23 protein-coding genes, 1 pseudogene and 1 riboswitch are annotated in these 19,214 nt (G+C 30.3%); of the genes and pseudogenes, 22 read left to right on the top strand and 2 right to left on the bottom strand.

The features are described from left to right. Positions 1-75 precede the first annotated feature (75 nt). Complete coding sequence (locus KQI86_RS01860; RefSeq protein WP_216437457.1) at positions 76-882, top strand: flagellin; 807 nt, start codon at positions 76-78, stop codon at positions 880-882. 80 nt (positions 883-962) lie between these two features. Here KQI86_RS01860 and KQI86_RS01855 read toward each other — a convergent pair whose 3' ends face one another. Next, on the bottom strand, positions 963-1,319 hold the full coding sequence (locus KQI86_RS01855; RefSeq protein WP_216437456.1) for a DUF1622 domain-containing protein: 357 nt from the start codon (positions 1,317-1,319) through the stop codon (positions 963-965). Between the two features lie 201 nt (positions 1,320-1,520). Between KQI86_RS01855 and KQI86_RS01850 the strand changes: the two genes are divergently transcribed. The 3 genes from KQI86_RS01850 to KQI86_RS01840 all read left to right on the top strand — a co-directional run bounded on the left by KQI86_RS01850 (position 1,521) and on the right by KQI86_RS01840 (position 4,259). Then, a complete protein-coding gene (locus KQI86_RS01850; RefSeq protein ID WP_216437455.1) occupies positions 1,521-3,539 on the top strand; it encodes a sensor domain-containing protein in 2,019 nt (672 codons plus the stop codon). A 117-nt stretch (positions 3,540-3,656) separates the two neighbouring features. Continuing rightward, a complete protein-coding gene (locus KQI86_RS01845) occupies positions 3,657-3,845 on the top strand; it encodes a DUF896 domain-containing protein (RefSeq protein ID WP_216437454.1) in 189 nt (62 codons plus the stop codon). 81 nt (positions 3,846-3,926) lie between these two features. Then, a complete protein-coding gene (locus KQI86_RS01840) occupies positions 3,927-4,259 on the top strand; it encodes a hypothetical protein (protein ID WP_216437453.1) in 333 nt (110 codons plus the stop codon). Between the two features lie 29 nt (positions 4,260-4,288). Here KQI86_RS01840 and greA read toward each other — a convergent pair whose 3' ends face one another. After that, positions 4,289-4,753 (bottom strand): transcription elongation factor GreA, encoded by a 465-nt coding sequence (gene greA / locus KQI86_RS01835; protein ID WP_216437452.1) that lies wholly within the window; start codon positions 4,751-4,753, stop codon positions 4,289-4,291. A gap of 152 nt (positions 4,754-4,905) precedes the next feature. Next, positions 4,906-5,015, top strand: a riboswitch (THF riboswitch). 62 nt (positions 5,016-5,077) lie between these two features. Here greA and KQI86_RS01830 point away from each other — a divergent pair. The 18 genes and pseudogenes from KQI86_RS01830 to KQI86_RS01750 all read left to right on the top strand — a co-directional run bounded on the left by KQI86_RS01830 (position 5,078) and on the right by KQI86_RS01750 (position 19,142). Next, positions 5,078-5,593: a folate family ECF transporter S component gene (locus tag KQI86_RS01830; protein ID WP_216437451.1), complete on the top strand. Its 516-nt coding sequence runs from the start codon at positions 5,078-5,080 to the stop codon at positions 5,591-5,593. Between the two features lie 133 nt (positions 5,594-5,726). Then, positions 5,727-6,434 (top strand): hypothetical protein, encoded by a 708-nt coding sequence (locus KQI86_RS01825; protein ID WP_216437450.1) that lies wholly within the window; start codon positions 5,727-5,729, stop codon positions 6,432-6,434. A 108-nt stretch (positions 6,435-6,542) separates the two neighbouring features. After that, positions 6,543-6,677, top strand: coding sequence for a hypothetical protein (locus KQI86_RS20320; protein ID WP_281417147.1), 135 nt, complete (start codon positions 6,543-6,545; stop codon positions 6,675-6,677). A 262-nt stretch (positions 6,678-6,939) separates the two neighbouring features. Next, positions 6,940-7,440, top strand: a complete 501-nt coding sequence (locus tag KQI86_RS01820; RefSeq protein WP_216437449.1) for a gamma carbonic anhydrase family protein — start codon at positions 6,940-6,942, stop codon at positions 7,438-7,440. 110 nt (positions 7,441-7,550) lie between these two features. After that, positions 7,551-7,892 (top strand): single-stranded DNA-binding protein, encoded by a 342-nt coding sequence (locus tag KQI86_RS01815; protein WP_216437448.1) that lies wholly within the window; start codon positions 7,551-7,553, stop codon positions 7,890-7,892. A 130-nt stretch (positions 7,893-8,022) separates the two neighbouring features. Continuing rightward, entirely contained in the window at positions 8,023-8,973 is a 951-nt protein-coding gene (locus KQI86_RS01810; protein ID WP_216437447.1) for a 2-hydroxyacid dehydrogenase, read from the top strand. Positions 8,974-9,066: 93 nt separating this feature from the next. Next, complete coding sequence (locus KQI86_RS01805) at positions 9,067-9,951, top strand: flagellin N-terminal helical domain-containing protein (RefSeq protein ID WP_216437446.1); 885 nt, start codon at positions 9,067-9,069, stop codon at positions 9,949-9,951. A 414-nt stretch (positions 9,952-10,365) separates the two neighbouring features. Continuing rightward, positions 10,366-10,767 (top strand): flagellar basal body rod protein FlgB, encoded by a 402-nt coding sequence (gene flgB, locus KQI86_RS01800; protein WP_216437445.1) that lies wholly within the window; start codon positions 10,366-10,368, stop codon positions 10,765-10,767. Between the two features lie 17 nt (positions 10,768-10,784). Next, complete coding sequence (gene flgC / locus KQI86_RS01795) at positions 10,785-11,219, top strand: flagellar basal body rod protein FlgC (protein WP_216437444.1); 435 nt, start codon at positions 10,785-10,787, stop codon at positions 11,217-11,219. Positions 11,220-11,229: 10 nt separating this feature from the next. After that, positions 11,230-11,538, top strand: coding sequence for a flagellar hook-basal body complex protein FliE (fliE, locus tag KQI86_RS01790; protein ID WP_216437443.1), 309 nt, complete (start codon positions 11,230-11,232; stop codon positions 11,536-11,538). 15 nt (positions 11,539-11,553) lie between these two features. Beyond that, positions 11,554-13,113 (top strand): annotated as a pseudogene (gene fliF / locus KQI86_RS20475) (flagellar basal-body MS-ring/collar protein FliF). A gap of 6 nt (positions 13,114-13,119) precedes the next feature. Further along, the gene (gene fliG, locus KQI86_RS01780) at positions 13,120-14,142 is read left to right on the top strand and encodes a flagellar motor switch protein FliG (RefSeq protein WP_216437442.1); all 1,023 of its coding nucleotides are present in this window, start codon (positions 13,120-13,122) and stop codon (positions 14,140-14,142) included. Then, a complete protein-coding gene (locus tag KQI86_RS01775; protein WP_216437441.1) occupies positions 14,126-14,911 on the top strand; it encodes a FliH/SctL family protein in 786 nt (261 codons plus the stop codon). The genes fliG and KQI86_RS01775 overlap by 17 nt, the downstream gene beginning before the upstream one ends. 25 nt (positions 14,912-14,936) lie before the next feature. Further along, positions 14,937-16,247 carry a flagellar protein export ATPase FliI gene (gene fliI, locus KQI86_RS01770; RefSeq protein ID WP_216437440.1) on the top strand — a complete coding sequence of 437 codons (1,311 nt, stop codon included), beginning with the start codon at positions 14,937-14,939 and terminating at the stop codon, positions 16,245-16,247. A gap of 15 nt (positions 16,248-16,262) precedes the next feature. After that, on the top strand, positions 16,263-16,715 hold the full coding sequence (fliJ, locus tag KQI86_RS01765) for a flagellar export protein FliJ (RefSeq protein WP_216437439.1): 453 nt from the start codon (positions 16,263-16,265) through the stop codon (positions 16,713-16,715). After that, positions 16,705-18,051 carry a flagellar hook-length control protein FliK gene (locus KQI86_RS20470; RefSeq protein ID WP_216437438.1) on the top strand — a complete coding sequence of 449 codons (1,347 nt, stop codon included), beginning with the start codon at positions 16,705-16,707 and terminating at the stop codon, positions 18,049-18,051. Before fliJ ends, KQI86_RS20470 begins: the two co-directional genes overlap by 11 nt. 12 nt (positions 18,052-18,063) lie before the next feature. Continuing rightward, positions 18,064-18,717, top strand: coding sequence for a flagellar hook assembly protein FlgD (locus tag KQI86_RS01755; RefSeq protein ID WP_216437437.1), 654 nt, complete (start codon positions 18,064-18,066; stop codon positions 18,715-18,717). A gap of 26 nt (positions 18,718-18,743) precedes the next feature. Continuing rightward, positions 18,744-19,142, top strand: a complete 399-nt coding sequence (locus KQI86_RS01750; protein WP_216437436.1) for a TIGR02530 family flagellar biosynthesis protein — start codon at positions 18,744-18,746, stop codon at positions 19,140-19,142. Positions 19,143-19,214 lie beyond the last annotated feature (72 nt).

Below are 19,214 nucleotides of genomic sequence, written 5' to 3'. Positions count from 1 at the left end.
CCCTTTTGCATTCAGAAAATTTGTAAACTTATTTCCAATTATTACGATAATATATATAAGCAAGGAGGTGGAATATTGTTAATTAATAATATATATACTTTTTCATCTAGCAATAAAATTAATTCTTTTAGAAAAAACAAAGAAAATGTATTGGAGAAGATATCCTCGGGAAGAAGGATAAATAGAGCGGCAGATGATGCGGCAGGATTAAGCATTAGTGAGAGTTTTAAAGCACAAGTAAGGGGACTTTCCCAGGCACAAAGGAACATACAAGACGGTATATCTATGCTTCAAGTAGCAGATGGAGCCTTAGATAATATAACTAGTCATCTCCATAGAATGAAGGAGTTAGCTGTACAGGGGGCTAATGGAATCTTAACAGAAAGCGATAGGGAAAGCTTAAACAGTGAATTTAAACAACTTAAAGAATCCATAGATAGCATAGCAGAGAATACTGAATTTAATAGTATAAAATTGTTAAATGAAGATAAGACTCTAACAATACAAGTAAAAGATCAACCATATACTACTATGGGTATTAGGTTATATTCCTTAAGTACAGACAGTTTAATTATTGACGATGACAATTTAATCACTTCTGAATCCTCAGGAAATTCTATTCAAGGGCTAAAAGATGCACTGACAAAGATAAATGAAATTAGAGTTAATATAGGCTCATATTCAAACAATCTTCAGCATGCATTAAGCAATACCTCTAATACAAACGAAAATATAACAGCCTCCCTTTCACGTATAAAAGATATAGATATGGCTGGTTCTGTTATGAATATGGTTAAAAATGATATACTATCAAAATATAGTGAGATGCTATATAGTAATGTTAAAGGAAATGTAGAATCTATAAAAAATCTAATATATTAGTAAGGGTAGAGTGAAAATTCGCCTAGAAAAAAATTTCAAGTGAATCGAGTTAAAAATAAAGAGGACTAGCATTAATAAAGCTAGTCCTTTTTTTCCGTATGTTCTTTAGATTCAGATTTAATCTCCCAATGAATCATAAAAGTTAATAGCGCTCTTAATATAACGATAGAAGCTAAAATATACATTTCATCTAAGGTTCTTACTATAACCGTTTTTAATATCTCTCCACCTAATTTAAATTCTAAAGCTAAGGCTAGAGCATTGGCTAGATCAATCTTTATTAAAGGGTTAATCAATCTCTCTTCAGATTTTGTCGCTGCTTTTATGTACTGAAAGAAAGCCTTTCCCGCACCAAAGATTATAATAAATGTACCCATAGCCTCGAGTAAATGAATTACTAAAGGTATTAATGTTCCCATAAGTGATTCTAGATGCATGTCCTATTCTCCTTAAATAAATTATACTATTTTATTGATATATAGATTATACCACAATTGTATACATTATACAATTATAAAAACTTCGCTAATAAATAGTAATAGGGTAAAATTTTTGTAATATATTGTAGTAAAATGAATTGATATGTATAATAAAGTATAATAAAAAACTAAAAACGGAACAATTTACTGGAGGAGAGAATGAAAGTATTATTCAAGAAGAGAATAAATAACTATGTATTAATGCAAGTTTTAATATCATTAATTATACTAATAATATTTCAATTTCTTGATTATAAATATAATATTATTAGTGTTGAAAACAAGATGAGCTTAATATTAAGTTTAATGTTTATTTTTTTTGAAGTTGTAATATTAAAGTTGCAGATTAAAATATTTAACAAAAATGAAATAATAGATAAGCTTACAAAGCTAGAAGAGGATAATGGTAAATTAGCTGCTATTATTAAGTATGCTGATGATGCTATTATTAGTCAAGATTTACATAACAATATTATAAGTTGGAACAAGGGAGCAGAAAAGATATTTGGATACAAAAGAGAAGAAATAATAGGAAAAAATATATCTATCCTGATACCAGAGGATGAACTCCAAGAAAGGTCTTTGTTTATTAAAAAAGAAATTAATAATAATGAAGTTGAAAATATAGAGAGGATCACGGTTAAAAAAAGTGGTGAAAAAATAAATGTTTCCATAACTATATCCCCTATTATAGATGATATGGGAAGGAAAGTAGGGATTTCATTCATAGCCAGGGATATAAGGAAAAATAAAATTATGGAAGAGAAGCTTCAGAAAAGTTATGATGAACTTTCGGCTGTTTATGAAGAGCTTTCTGCTACAGAGGGAGAATTGAGGGAGCAGTATAATGAGCTACAGAAAATAGAAGAAAAAATGAGATATATGGCTTCTTATGATCAATTAACAGATTTACCGAATAGAAATACTTTTATGGAAAGTCTTAAGTCTACCATAAATAAAAACATAGAAGAGAAAAGCAGTGGTAAAATTGCAGTAATGTTTCTAGATTTAGATAACTTTAAGAAAATAAATGATACATTGGGACATATCTATGGAGATAAACTTTTAAAAAAGGTAGCGGATATATTAAGACTATACCTAGGTGGAAATAACTCAATAGGAAGAATTGGAGGAGATGAATTTATTATTTATCTACCTTGTGATTCTCAATGCAAAGAAGTAATTGAATTTTGTGAAAAGGTAATTTTAAAACTTAATCAAAATTTGATTGTAGATAATAAATGTGTTTATGTTTCTGTTAGTATGGGGGCAAGTGTTTTCCCAGATGATTCCTCAGATGTGAATACCCTATTAAAATATGCTGATACTGCTATGTATAAGGCTAAAAAAATAGGTAAGAACAACTATTGTTTCTTTTCAGAAGACATGAAAGAAGAAATAGAAAGAAAAATATCTATAGAAAAGGGATTAAGAACTGCTCTAAAAAATGAGGAATTAGATATTCATTATCAACCTCAAGTAGATGTTAAAAATAGAAAAATTGTAGGCTTTGAAGCTCTTTTAAGGTGGAATAGTAAAGAATTTGGTATGGTATCACCGGCAGAATTCATTCCAATTGCTGAAGAGACAGGACTTATTATATCCATAGGAGACTGGATTATAAATAAAGTATGTAAGCAAATAGTACAATGGGTACATAAAGGTTACGATATAGGCAGAGTAGCAATAAATATCTCTGCAGTACAAATACAGAATAGAGGCTTTGCTGATAGGGTAAAAAAAATAATTAAGCGCACTGGTGTGGATCCAAAATATTTAGAGTTTGAAATTACTGAAACTATATTAATGGAATCTCTAGAAAATAATATAAAAATACTACAAGAATTTAGAGATTTAAATATAAAGGTTGCCCTTGATGATTTTGGAATAGGGTATTCTTCGTTTAACTATTTAAAGAACCTACCTGTAAGTACTATTAAAATTGACAAATCCTTTATAGATAATATAGGGAAAAATAATTCAGATAAGGACATAACACATGGCATAATTAAGCTAGCTCATAATATAAATATGGAGGTTATTGCTGAGGGGGTAGAAGAAGAGGAACAAGTTTTTCTATTAGAAGATATGAGATGTGACAGGATACAGGGATATTATTTTAGTCGCCCCTTGCAAATAAATAAAGCAGAAGAATTGCTGATGAATATAGGAGAATAAGGCTATGGTATTTTATAGCTTTACATTTGTGAAATTGTAGAAGTGTTGTTGTAATTAGAATCCTATGTTATAATTTAAAAATGTTTAAAAATCAATAAAATTATTTGGAGGTTATTTATGAATATAGAAGAGATGATTAATAGAATAAATTATCTATATAAAAAAAATAAAGAAGAAGGATTAACGGAAGAAGAGAAAATTGAACAAAAGGAGCTAAGAGAAAAGTATCTACAGAATTTTAGAAATAATTTTAGAGCACAGTTAGAAGGTATGGGCAGGGTTTCTAACAAAAAAGATGAAAATTAAGTTTATCTTGTAGTGCAATTCAGTATATTTTTTATTATAATAATATGCTATAATAGAAATATAAGGATGCGGAGGTGCACAATGGAGGAAAAGCTACTAGTTAATAAGGAAGTTCTTACAAAGATACAATCAAGAGCTATGGCCATTAAACTGACATCAAAAGATAAACAAGTAGTAAAAGAAGCTGAAGAAATAATAGAAATTATTGAAAAGGTATTAAAGGATAATACATTAACTTTAAACGAGAAAATTGAAAAAAAGATGAAAGAGACAAAATTTAGCGATCCTGAAATGAATGCCAATCTGTATATTTTATACAGGAAGTTGTCAGATGGAAAGATAAGTCAAAAGGATGCCGCAGCTCTATTCCAGTTATATATAAATACTGAGCCTTTTGATAAGAAAATATATTAAAGGATCCATATAAGATAAATATGGATCCTTTATAGTATCTTTATTACTTCTACGTCATAATATCCATCAGGAGAATTTACAGTTACTCTTTTTCCTATCTCAAGCTTATAAAGAGCTTTGCCTAAGGGTGACTCTATGCTAATCTTCATATTTTGCAAATCAGATTCAACGGAACTTACCAAGGTTACCTCTTCTTCTTCTTCTATATCATAGAATTTTACAATAGCTTTTTTGTTAAGATCAAATATATTTTCCTCTGTGGAAGTTTCTACCACAACAGAATTTTTCAATTGAGCATCAAGGTCCAATATTCTAGTTTCATTTAAAGATTGATCATCTTTAGCGGCACTATAATCGGCATTTTCGCTTAAATCTCCTTGGGCTCTGGCAGCTTTTAAAGCAGCTTTAATTTCCACTCTTTTTACTGTCTTTAGGTACTCTAATTCATCTTCTATTAATTTTTTTGCGGATTGTGTAAGAATTATTTCTGACATTTTTCAACTCACCCTTCTATAGTTTACCTTTATCTTATAATTCTATCATTAATATATAATATTATTCAACATTTTTGAATAAAAAAATAATTTCATAATACATATTGTTGATTTTAGGAATAAGTAATATAATAGAATTAAATATTTTGCTAGTTAGAGTAGGTTTTGCGCGTCAAGTGCTAGTTGGACAGGAAGTTGCCACTAGACGAAAAGGCCAAAAGTTTTTTCAGGTTTTGCGATGCAATTACCGCATTCCGCTAACGTTGGGTGATACTTTCTCTACGGCAATTATTAATATTGCATATTTGGAGAGGAGGTGGGGATATGACAAAAACTCGAAAATTAATATTTATTAGTTTCTTTATTGCGTTACAAGTAGTCCTTACAAGATTTTTAGGCATCGAAACCCCGATAATTAGGATTAGTTTTGGATTTTTACCTTTAGCTCTGACAGGAATGTTATTTGGGCCTTTATGGGGAGGCATTGCTGGAGCTGTAGCAGACTTATTGGGTATGGCTATTTTCCCGAAAGGTGCTTATTTTCCAGGATTCACACTAAGTACTGCTCTTTCAGGGATGGTTTATGGTTTATTCCTTCACAAAAAGTCTAAAAATTTAGTTAATATTACCCTTGCAACAGCAATAGTTGTTATCTTTATTAACCTTGGATTAAACTCATTATGGTTGTCTATGATAACAGGTAAGGGTCTATATGCTTTGATTATTCCTAGAATAATTAAGAATGTAATTGAATTACCGGTAAGAGTATTTGTTATATATGTATCATGGAAGTCCATTGGCACATATTACAATAAAACCTATAAAGATGTAGCGGTTTAATCAAAATTTACTGAAATTTAGGAACAGTTCTAATCTTATACAAGATTAGAACTGTTCTTTTTATTTGACAATTATATTAATCGGTTATATTGTTGAATTATAGATGTATGACTAATATATGGAAGGTGATTTTATGAAAATTATAAATAAAAATTGGTACATAAGATTCAAAGCCTTGATGAGGATGATATTGGCAGATAACAAAATGGTTTTTGGATTAGTTTTTATAGTGTTAAATGTATTTTTAATATCTATATCTTTGATATCAAAAGTGAGACCGAAAGAAGGTAACATGTTTTTATCTATAGTTTTTTCAACTATACTTTTTATTTCTATTTGTGGCTTTACTGGGAGTTATATAAAAAATCTATTTCATTATTTAATTTTAGGGTTTAAAAGAAAAGAATTGATTAATAACCTATGTTTAATACACGGGATTATTTGTTTTATAATTTCATTGAGCACAATAATTTTTTTAAACGCTATGGTATCTAACGGAGAGTTTTTTCTTTATTTTAATTATAAAATGAAAAAAGAACCTATAGTATCTACACTAATAATCTTCATTACCTCTTTCATAATTTTATATTCTATTTGTATTTTTGCTTCTTATATAGCCATTAAACCCAATAATAAATTAATTATTTTTATAATTTCGGATAATGCTATTAGACATTTATTTAAAATCAGTATGACAGATATAATAATAGATTTTTTAGTTGAGTACATATTTATTAATACATTTATAACTTATATAATAACCATTGCCACAAGCTATATAATATATAAAATATGCTTAAGAAATATAATGAAACGTGATATAGCAGGTTCAGTCAGTTGAAATTTAAAACTACTATAATATGAAAAGGAATATGCTTGTAAGCATAAAAATCAAAAATAAATGTAATAATATTAGTGCACTATATTATTTTTGAGAGGAGAATAGCTCATGAAATCATTTAAAGGAGATAAGCATCAAAAAGATGGTAAAAATGATGGAATAAAGCCACCAGATAGAATAAGAAAAAGAGATGAAAAAAATCCTCCTAAGTTTGAAAATTTAAATGGAGAGCCTATAGAATAAAATAAAAATCAGAATATTATTAATTTTATGTATAAAATTTACAAAAACTGTTAATAATTAAAATGGTTAATGAATCACATCAACTTAATATCATTTTAAGCCCCTATATAGAAAGAGAACTGATAACCCCCTTTATCGGTTCTTTTTTTGTATAGAGATAAAGTGAAGCCTAGTCAGTCAATAGATTAAATATAGTTTGAAGTAGGAAGTTTAATTTTATATAATTGATAATATATATTAGTGCTTAAGAGGAGGAATTGTTTTGATAAATAAATTTAAAGATAAAGAACCTAGGATACATAGCAGTTGTTTTGTAGCTGAAACTTCTGACGTAATTGGAGATGTCACTGTAGAGGAGTGTGCTAATATTTGGTTTGGTAGTGTAGTTAGAGGAGATACTAACAATATTGTTATAGGTAAAAATACCAACATACAAGACAATAGTGTTTTACATGTAGATAAAAATCATCCATTGATTATAGAAGAAAATGTAACTGTAGGCCATGGCGCTATATTACATGGATGTAAAATAAGTAATAATTCTTTAATCGGTATGGGAAGTATTGTATTAGATGGTGCTGTAATCGGGAAACACACCTTAGTTGCCGCAGGTAGTTTAGTCCCTCAAGGTAAAATAATACCAGATGGTGTACTATGTATGGGATCCCCGGTAAAAGTCATCAGAGAGCTTACTGAGGAAGAAAAAATGAACTTAACCCAAAGTGCCCTTAACTATGTAGAATTATCAAAAGCTTACAAATAGAATAACTAAAAAACCAAGAGAAGCTAAAATATCCACCTTATGTTAAAATAACTGATTATAAATTTTAATAATGGGTATAATTATTAAAAAAACAGGTTAGAGGTGGAAAAATGAATAAGGTTTTATTAATTGGTAGGCTTACTAAAGATTGTGAATTAAAACAAATTGGAGAAGAAGGCAATTTGTTAATAAATTTCACCATAGCTGTTCAAAGATCTTATGTCAACAATAAAGGTGAAAGAGAAGCGGATTTCATACCAGTTTCTTACTGGAGAAAATCTGCAGAGAGTTTAGCTCCTAATTTAACTAAAGGAAGGCTTGTTAGTATTTTAGGTAGAATTAACGTAAGATCTTATACAAATGCAAATGACGAAAAAAGATATATCACACAAGTAGTAGCAGAACAGATCAACTTTATGGAGCACAATAGAGCTGATGAAGAAGCTAAATAATTTATAAAAATGAACCCTTGCATTCTTTGCAAGGGTTTTATTCATTTTTTCTGCAAGTTGAAATACATTACATTAAATACTATTATATAAGTAAAGAGAAAAATTATATTAGAGTAGGAGGAATGGAATTATGAAAATAGTTGTACTTGAACCTTTAGGGTTAGCGGAGGAAGAAATAGTTTCTGCCTTTAGAAACATATTAGGTGAGGCACATGAACTGGTGATACATAATGATAGAGTTGATGATATTGAAAAACTAAAGGAAAGAGCTGCTGGTGCAGATGTATTGGTAATAGCTAATATGCCTTTAAATGGAGAAGTTATTAGATCAGTGGATAATTTAAAATTAATATCTGTAGCTTTCACTGGTGTAGACCATGTAGATTTAGAGGCTTGTAAAGAAAGAAATATTTTAGTTTGTAATTCAGCAGGATATAGCACAAGCTCTGTTGCTGAATTGACTTTTGGATTAATTCTTTCATTATTAAGAAATATAGTTCCTTTAGATGGGAGAACTAGAGAAGGAAAAAATAAGGATGGATATTCACAAAGAGATTTGTGCGGAAAAACATTAGGAATAGTAGGGGCCGGAGCTATAGGACTTAAAGTTGCTAGAATAGGAAAAGCTTTTGGATGTAATGTTATAGCCTATAATAGATCTGTTAAAGATAATCTAAAAGAAATGGATATCAGACAAACTACTTTAGAGGAAGTTTTATCTGAAAGTGATATAGTATCTATCCATGTCCCTTTAAATGAAAATACTAAAGGCTTAATTAATAAAGAAAAGATTGATTTAATGAAAGAAAGTGCTATTTTAATAAATACTGCCAGAGGCCCTATAATAGATAATGAGGCTTTAGCTAAAGCTTTAATGGAAGGGAAAATCGCTGGAGCTGGTATTGATGTTTTTGATATGGAGCCACCTCTACCATTAGATTATCCATTACTACACACTCCAAATACAGTGGTTGCACCTCATGTGGGATTTGCTACAAAGGAAGCTATGATTAGAAGGGCTAAAATAGTTTTTGAAAATATATTAAAGTGGATAGAAGGAAACCCTCAAAATATAATGTAGAAGTAGAGTGACTATTTCTGAAATATTTTTCCTAAAGAATACTCATTTAATTACGATAAAATATACAATAAATACGTCAATGGAGTGATAAAAATGAGATTAAGTCATAATATACCATCATTAAATATATTTAGAGAATATGTAAAGAATACAAAGAAGAATAGCCAAGCATTATCTAGAATATCAACAGGTGAAAAAATAATAAAGGCCGGAGATGATCCATATGGTCTAGCTAAAAGTGAGAGAATGAGGATTCAAATAAGAAGCATGCAAATGGCTCAAAAGAATCTGCAAGATGGTGTTAGTATGCTTCAAACAGCGGATAGTGGACTAGATTCATTAAATTCAATAACTCAAAGAATGAGAGAACTTACAATACAATCTGGTAATGCTGGCAGTGATGAAGACAAGAAAATAATTAAAAATGAAATGGATGAAATGATAGAGGCTTTTAAAACCATAGTTAATAACACAGAATTTAATGGAACTAAATTATTGAATGTGGATGAAGATAGATTGATGCAGATTGGAGCTAAAGTAGGAGATAATATAGATATTCCTTTTGTGGATTTATCTCCAGATAAAATAGGAGTTATGAAGAAGAATGCTTCAGGAGAACTGGAGCTAGATTCAACAAAAACACTTCAACACCTAAAGGATAATTTAGATATATTAAGTGATGATTTTATCGGTAATTCACTAGAAATTTTAGATGCAGTTTCAAATAAGCTTGTAGATGTAAGAAGTAAGTATGGTGCTCTTAACAATATGTTTGAAGGTGAATACGATAATTTAAGTGAGTTTGAAATGGGGGTTACAGAGGCGGAAAGTTCCATTAGAGATGCTGATGTAGCAGAAGAGATTATAGAGTTCGCTAAAACCGGATTATTGATGGAAGCAGGTAATGCAATGATGGTTCAATCAAATAAATTACCTCAAGAGGTTTTAAGGATATTAGAAAATGTAAGAAGTAGATAATATTTTATTAGAGATTGTCCGTAAATTTGGACAATCTCTCTTTTTTTACATAATAACAGAATATTATTAGATAAATACCTAAAATTTTCTTTACTATGCTTATTTAGGTAATGTAAAATATAATTAATAAAGAATGTACCTCAATTTGTCCACATATAACTTGCTAATGTACAGGGATTTGTCCACATATAAGAGTATAAAATAAAAAGTTTAATTAAAATATAAAATAAATTAAAATAATTTAAAATATATGTAGAATTTAAATTGAAAATATTGTATAATGAATATGTAAAATTTGGTTTGTATATTATTGTAAAAGATAATAGATTTAGACCATTATTTGAAGAAATTTATATCTACTGGCTATTATATGGAATAAAAGAAAATTTTATGTTATATTGGAGGGTGATATTAATGAAGATTGGTGACAGTTCTATAGACAAAAGGAACTACAATCTTATAAAAAAAGCTTTGGATGTTTCAACAGAGAGAAGTCGAGTTATAGCAAATAACATGGCTAATGTAAATACGGCAAATTACAAGAGGAACTATGTCGTTTTTGAAGAAAATTTGAGAGAAGTTTCTGAAAAGTTAGAATTAAAAAAGACAAGCAACTCTCATATTAATACAGCTTCCTCTGAAGGTGAAATGGAAATTAAGAGAGATGAAACATCAAGTATGAGACAAGATGGAAATAATGTAAATATTGATTTGGAAAAAGTAAATCAAGCAGCCAATACTTTAACGTATAATGCTTTGATAAATCAGATAAATGGTAGATTTTCAACAAAAAGATACATAATAAATGGTAAATAAGCGGAGGTGAGTTAACTGTGATAAAAGCGTTTAATAACATGAGAATTAGCGCTAGTGGACTTTCAGCAGAAAGGTTGAGAATGGATACTATCGCTTCTAATATAGCAAACGTTTCAACTACAAGAGGAGAAGATGGGATGCCTTATAGAAGAAAGGTAGCTATATTTCAAGAAAATTTGACCAATGAATTAAATAAAAAAACAGGGAAAAAAGAAGAACAATTTCTTGGGGTAAAAGCTGTTGGGGTTATAGAAGATAACTCAGAGCTTAGAAGAGTATATGACCCATCTCATCCAGACGCTGGAGAAGATGGATATGTATTAATGCCTAATGTTAATATTCTAAATGAAATGGCAGATATGATTGCAGCCACACGGTCCTATGAAGCCAATGTAGATACTATTAATTCAGAAAAAAGTATGTTTATGAAAGCTTTAGAAATTGGAAGGTAGGTACTAGAATATGAGAATAAATGAGTTTACTCCAAATCCTAAAATATTTGAGGGAATGAGTTTAAATAAAAATAATGATACTGAAAATATAGAAGAAGATAAAAGCTTCACAGGTCTTTTAAAGAAACAGCTAGATAGTTTAAATGATAAGCAGATTAAATCTGAAATGTCAACGGAAGCCTTTATAAAAGGGGAAGAGACAAATATACATAATGTAATGATAAATGCTGAAGAAGCAAAAATGTCCCTAGAATTGGCAGTACAAGTTAGAAATAAAATAATAGAAGCATATCAGGAGTTAAGTAGAATGCAGTTATAGTAAGGAGTGCTATAGATGAACAAGCTATCCCAATGGGTAAATAAACTTAAAGAAACTTTAGGCAATTTGAGCAAAAAAAAGAAGATAGCTTATGGTGCAATATTTGCAGGTATAATATGTACATTAATTTATTTAGGAATAACTCTGACTAGCACAAAATATGCTGTTTTATTTTCTAACATAGATAACAGTGACATGGGATCCGTTTACAATAAACTAAAAGAAAAGAAAGAAGATTTTAAGGTTGAAGGTAATACCATATTAGTGCCTAGTGAAAAAGTTGACAGTTTAAGAATGGAAATATTGTCAGAGGTTCCCATGAATAATGGTAGTCAAGGCTTTGAATTATTGGATAAAAGCAAATTTGGAGCTACAGATGCTGAGATGAAAATTAATTATCAAAGAGCATTACAAGGTGAATTAGAAAGAACTATAAAGAGTTTTCCAGAGATAGAAAATGCAAGAGTTCATTTAGTTTTACCAGAAGGAAGTGCCTTTATAAAAGATGAAACTCCAGCTCAAGCTTCCGTAACATTAAAACTTAAACCATATAAAAAGCTATCAAAAGATCAAGTTAAAGCAATTGTAGCATTGGTTTCAGGGAGCGTTAAGAATCTACCAAGAGAAAACATTGAAATTAATGATACTAATGGAAGTCTTACTAAGGATTTATATGAAGATGAAGAACCAGATATGGCAGGGGCAGCTGAAAAGTAACAAGCCTTAGAGAGAGAATATGAAAAAAATTTAGAAAACAAAGTAATGAATATGCTGGAAGCGGTTTATGGAAAAGATGGGGTAAAAGTTAAAGTTAATGCTGATTTAAACTTTGACGCCCATGAAAAAGAAACTACAGTATATGACCCTAATAATGTAGTAGTTAGTGAACATTCTATTAAAGAAACTACAGACAATAATGTAGGGCCTAATAGCGGAAGCCCTGTAGATGATAATATGGGAAATAGGGCAGAAGATAACGTAGACAATGGAACTACAACTCATGAAGAAATCACTAAAAACTATGAGATATCAAAAGAAAATAATAAATTAATTAAAGCTCCAGGGTCAGTGGAAAGACTTACTGTATCAGTAATATTAGATGGAGTTTTAGATAATGCAACTAGAACCTCTGTAACTAATGCTGTATCATCAGCAGTAGGATTAAGCAAAGATAGAGGAGATCTTATAAGTGTTGAAGGATTGCCTTTTGACACTGGTTCTAAAGATAATACTAATACAGATATAGAAGATATGGAAAAAGAGGCGCAAAAAGCAAAGAATATGAAGCTTTATACAACTATAGGAATTATAGCAGGATTACTCTTATTACTACTTATAATATTTATTGTAATAAGAAGAAGAAAAAATAAGGATGAAGATATAGAATTAGAAGGAATCGATGTAGTATTGGATGATGAAGCACCAATAGAAGAAACACCAAAGTTTAAGCCGATACAATTAGATGTAGAAAATGAAAAGTCACATATAGAGAATCAAATTAGAAAATATGCTACGGATAAGCCAGAGCAGGTTGCAGAAATAATTAAGGCTTGGTTGGCAGAGGATGAGAGGTGATTGCATATGGCTAGAGGTGGAGATTCAAGTAAATTAACTGGAGTTCAAAAGGCAGCTATATTATTTATTACACTAGGGCCAGAAGCATCTGCCGCTATAATAAAAAAATTGCCAGAATCTGAAATACAAAAAATAACATATGAAATAGCTAATATTACTGCTGTAAAGTCAGAGCAGAAGGAAAAAATATTAGAAGAATTTATTCAGATGAACAAGGCAAAAGATTATTTGACAGAAGGTGGCATAGAATATGCAAGGAACTTACTTGCAAAAGCTTTAGGTAGCCAAAGGGCAGTAGAGATTTTAGATAAAGTTACAGAAGCTACTCAGCAGTTTAGACCTTTTGCTATAGCAAGAAAGGCTGATGCTGCTCAGCTATTAAATATTATATCTAATGAACATCCTCAAACAATTGCTTTAATCCTTTGTTATCTTCAGCCTGATAAATCAGGACAAATATTATCAGAACTGCCAGAGGATTTGCAAGGAGAAGTTGCTCATAGAATTGCAACTATGAATAATACTTCCCCTATAGTTGTAAAAGAGATAGAAAAGGTATTGGATGGCAAATTATCTTCAGTTGTAAGATCAGAAATGAAATCAATAGGAGGAGTACCTACTATTGTTGACATACTGAATCAAGTTGATAGAACAACTGAAAGAAATATCACAGAGTCACTAGAGAGAGAAAATGCTGAATTAGCTGAAAAGATTAAGGCATCAATGTTTGTTTTCGAAGATATTGTTACATTGGACGATGTTTCAATTCAAAGGGTTTTAAGGGAAGTAGAGACAAAAGAATTAGCATTAGCCTTAAAAGGATCTTCAGAAGAAGTAGCAAATACAATATTCAGAAATCAATCAAAGAGAGCTGCTGCATCGTTGAAGGAAGATATGGAATTCTTAGGGCCTGTGAGAATCATGGATGTTGAAAAAGCTCAACAAAAAATAGTAAGTATTATAAGAAGACTTGATGAAGCAGGAGAAATAGTAATATCAAGAGGTGGAGAAGATGCAATCATCATATAATAAGGTATTAAAAAATACCACCGTAATAAATAGCGGTAAAAAAAAGATTGTTACAGAGTATACACCACCAATAAATACTGCAGATATTATTGAAAAGAAACAAAGAGAAGATAATGCAAAAGAGTTTATAGAAAGCTATGAGAATCTAGCGAAATCAATGCTGGAAAATGCAAGAAGACAAGGTGAACAAATTCTATCAAAAGCATATGAGGATGCTGAAAAAATAGAAGCAGAGGCATATCCTATGGCCTATGAAAAAGGTTATGAAGAAGGCAGAAAAATAGGATATGATGAAGCTTATAAATTAGCATATGAGGAAAATATTAAAAAAGCTAATGAAGAAAGAGAAGAATTAATTAAGGATGCTCAAAGTACATCAAGTGAAATAATTAATTCGGGAAAAGAAGAGTATATTAAGTATTTAAAAGACAAAAAAATAGAAATAAAAAAGTTAATAAAAGAGATTATTGAGTCAATTATAGCTAAAGAATTTAAAGAAGAAGATGGTCTGAATTCTATGGTTATGGGGATATTAGATGAAGTAAAAACTTCTAAAACCGTGATTGTTCGATGCAACAGTACATATAAGGATGAATTGGAAAAAAATATTTCTAAATGGAAAGAAAATAATGCTTTTAGAGGAGATATATTTGTAATTAAAGATGATTCGTTAAAAGAAGGCAATGTTTGCATTGAAAAAGATAATGGAAAGATAAATATAAATAAAGACTCAATATTTGAAAAAATAGGGGAAATCCTCAATGGTTAAATTGAGAAATATCTGAGGTGTTTGAATGGAAATGCTAGACTTTAAGACTATAAAAAAGAGAATAAAAGAAAGCAGCTTTTACGAAAGAGAAGGAATAGTAAAGAAAGTCATTGGATTAACCATTGAAGTAGAAGGCATTAAGGCTTTTATAGGGGAAGTATGTACTATATATAATGAAAAAAATGCTTCCATTGTATGTGAAGTGGTAGGGTTTAAAGAAAATAATGTTATATTAATGCCTCTAGGTGAGCTAACTGGGATTGCTCCAGGGTGTAGAGTGGTTCCTTCAGGAAAGCCTCTAAGTGCAAGGTGTTCTGATGAAGTCTTAGGAAAGATATTAGATGGATTAGGAGAGCCATTAACTGAAGATGAGTTAAGAGGTGGAGTGTTCTATCCTTTGGATAAAGAACCTCCTGATCCTCTAAAAAGAAGAAGAATTAAAGATGTAATTTCCACTGGAGTTAGAGCAATTGATGGATTTTTAACCTGCGGTGAAGGGCAAAGAATAGGTATATTTGCAGGTAGTGGTGTGGGGAAAAGTACCACTCTTGGTATGATTGCCAAATATGCTGAAGCAGATGTGAATGTAATATGTTTAATCGGAGAAAGAGGAAGAGAAGTTCTAGATTTTATTGAAAAAGATTTAGGGACTGAAGGAATGAAAAAGAGTGTAGTGGTATGTGCCACCTCTGATAAGCCAGCTTTGGTAAGAATTAAGGGTGCTTTTACAGCTACGGCTATTGCAGAATACTTTAGGGATCAGGGGAAAAAAGTAATATTAATGATGGATTCAGTAACAAGATTTGCTATGGCTCAAAGAGAAGTTGGACTTGCTATTGGAGAACCACCGGCTACAAAAGGATATACTCCCTCTGTATTTGCTATGCTTCCTAGATTAATGGAGAGGGCAGGTATGTCCGATAAGGGATCTATTACAGCTTTTTACACAGTCTTAGTAGATGGGGATGATTTTAATGAACCTATTGCGGATGCTGTGAGAGGAATTTTAGATGGACATATTGTTTTATCTAGAGCTTTGGCTGCTAAAAATCATTACCCATCTATAGATGTATTAAGTAGTATTAGTAGACTTATGTCTGAAATAGCTGATGAAGATCATAAGAGTGCTGCTTCTATTGCAAGAGATTTAATAGCTACTTATAAGGAAGCTGAAGATTTAATCAATATAGGTGCATATGTAAAAGGAAGCAACAAAAAAATTGATTTAGCCATTGAATATAACGATGAAATTAATTCCTTTTTAAAACAAGGAATTAATGAACATACAACTTTTAAAGATACTGTATCTAGAATTGTAAATGTGTTTAATTCTTAATGAAAAGGTGAGCTTATGAAAAAGTATAGTTTTAGACTTCAAAAGTTACTAGACATAAGGATAGATAAAGAAGAGGAATGCAAAAGAACATTCCAAAAGGTTCAAAAAGATAAATTTGAAGCTGAAAATAAATTAAATGACTTAAAAAATAGTTATAAAAAACATAATAGAGTTGAACAAGAGGATACAACTATTGAAAGAAAGATGAGACAACAATATCTTAGCACATTATCTAATTCAATTAATGTTGCTACTACAGATTTAGAAAAGAAGATAAAGGTAGTAGATGATGTTAGGGTAGAGTTGAAACAAAAACAAATGGACAGGAAGACAGTAGAAATATTAAAAGAAAAATCTTGGCAAAATTATTTAAAGGAGCAAGAAGCAATTGAACAAAAATGCAATGACGAATTTGCTCTATACGGATTTTTCAGAAACTTGAAAGGAGGTGAGTTAAGTGATAGATAGTCTAAGTATTATGTTAAATAAAACTAGTTCTAAAGGAAATGATTCCCCTTATAAAAAAACAGACAACAAGGAAAATAAGGATTTTAATAGTGTATTAAATGACTTTAATGAAGTGAAAAAAGAAAATAAGGTGAATGTTCCTAAAAAAACTAAAGAGCCTTTGATGACAGCGAATTCAAAGGATAGCCAATCTACTAATATAGATAAAATTAATCCGGAAAAGTTAAAGGAAGAATTGAGTTTAAAAGATTTAGAAGTTGAAGATTTAAGCATTAGTGAATCATTAATGTTACTACAGTATTTGCTTGATACAACTAATGTAGACATGCCTCATGAGGCCATGGCTAAAAAGATTGAAGGAATTATAAATGCTGTAATTACAGAAGAGTTTATAAGTTCCAGCGATAAAAATTCAAAAGTAGATTTTATTTTAAATAATCTATTAAATAATAAAGAATTATTTAATGGAGAATTACTTGGAGAAAATAAACCCTTAATAAATGAATTAGTTAAAAAAGTAGAAAGTGACTTAGAGAAAATTATTACTTCAAAATCTGAAGAAGGATTTTCCGATGTAAATTTAGTTCAAAAGATAAAATCTGAAATATTGAATGGAATAAATAATGAAGAAATAGTAAAGAATGATGAATCTCCAATTAAGCCTGACATAATCAAGGAAGAAATACCTGTAAATGTACTGAATGGCTATAGAATGGGAAAAAATCATGAAAGTGATCAGTTTTCAAAACATGATGATAAACATCAAGGTAAGGAAGAAAAATTATTATCCAGTATTATAAATAATAAAGAAGAGGATAAAATATCTAAGTTTATTAATTTAATGCCGAATAATAAAAATTCTTTAGAAATCTCAACAGAAAAATTTAATATTGAAGAGCTTATGATAAGAAGAGAAACTATGGTTAGTGACATTGTTAAAGCTGTGAAATACATGGAAACTGGTAATTTAAAAGATTTAACTGTAAAAATCAATCCTAAAGAATTAGGTGAAGTAGTTATAAGCATAACTATGGAAAACGGAAAGATGAAGGCCTCCATTACAGCTAATACAAAAGAAGCATATAACTTAATAAACTCAAATATGAGTGACATAGCCAATAAGCTTGAAACTTCACAAATTAAAATTCAAAACTTCGCTTTAAATCTTTATGAAGATACTACCTTCTTCAAGGGAGAGGGAAAAGGTCATGGAGAAAAGCAGAATAATCAAGGAAGAAAAAATTCATCCTTGAGTGCTATCGATGATTCTTTAGATGGTGATGATATATTAGAAAACATAAGTGAAGATTTAAGAAATGTAAATACTTTAGCTTAGGAGGGAGAATGAATGTCAGACATACTAATATCTCAAAAACCCAATTCCCTAGCAGGCACACAAACATCTAAAGGAAATTTCCTTAAAAAAGATGGAAAGGAATCAGATATACCAATATCTGAAAGAGTTAATGCTAACACAGGTACGAAAACTGCTAGAGGGACTCCTATTAGAAAACCAGGGGACGATATGGATAAGAATGCCTTCTTAAGAATTTTAGCTGCTGAATTATCAAATCAAGATCCAATGAATGCAAAAGATGGAACTGAATTTGTTACGCAAATGGCACAATTCGCTTCCATAGAACAAATGTCAAATTTAAATAGCAACATGAGATTTGTTGGAGCAACCTCTCTAATAGGGAAGGGTGTAATGTTAAATAGATTCGATTCAGATGGCAACTTGTATATGGGTAAAATTACTGGTGTTTCTAGAGATGGAAATAGTATCAAAATTAATGTGTTAATTGGATACGAGGAAAACGAAGATGGTGAAACCGTTGCAGTAGTTAATCAATTTATGCTTGAGGATATACTTGAGATTATAAATGTCAACGAATCACCAGAAGAGCCAGGGGAACCGGAGGAACCAGGTGAGCCAGAGGAGCCAGGCGAACCGGAAAAACCGGGTGAACCAGAGGAACCTGGTGAAATACCAGAAAATTAAGGTTAGGAAAGTAAGGTTGAGTAAGTATGAGCTATAGAATTATAAATGGAAAAATGCAGTATATTCAAGAGCTGCAACCATATTCTATCTCAAATAATGTAAAAAAAGTTAATAGCCAAAATGGATCTGTTAACTTTAATGAAATTCTACAAAATGAGATTAATAAAGAATCGGATTTTGTCATATCTAATCACGCTAAACAAAGATTATTAGAAAGAAACATTGAGTTTAATCAAAATGATCTAAATAAAATAAGAGAAGGTATAGATAAGGCAAAAGAAAAGGGATGTAGTGAAGGGGTAATCTTATATAAAGACGTTGCCCTTGTAGCTAGTATAAAGAATAGAACAGTGATAACAGCAATGAATAAAGATGAGAGCCAAGGAAATATATTCACAAATATCGATAGTTTAGTAATATTATAGAGGCTGGACCTTCGGGAGGCCTAGTTCTGCTGAATGAAGGATGCAGGACGAGATAAATGAATTTTGGAGGGT

Source organism: Clostridium mobile (genome assembly GCF_018918285.1).
Lineage (GTDB): Bacteria > Bacillota > Clostridia > Clostridiales > Clostridiaceae > Clostridium_AW > Clostridium_AW mobile.
Note: the sequence above shows the minus strand (reverse complement) of the source record. Positions and strands in the feature narration are given on the sequence as shown.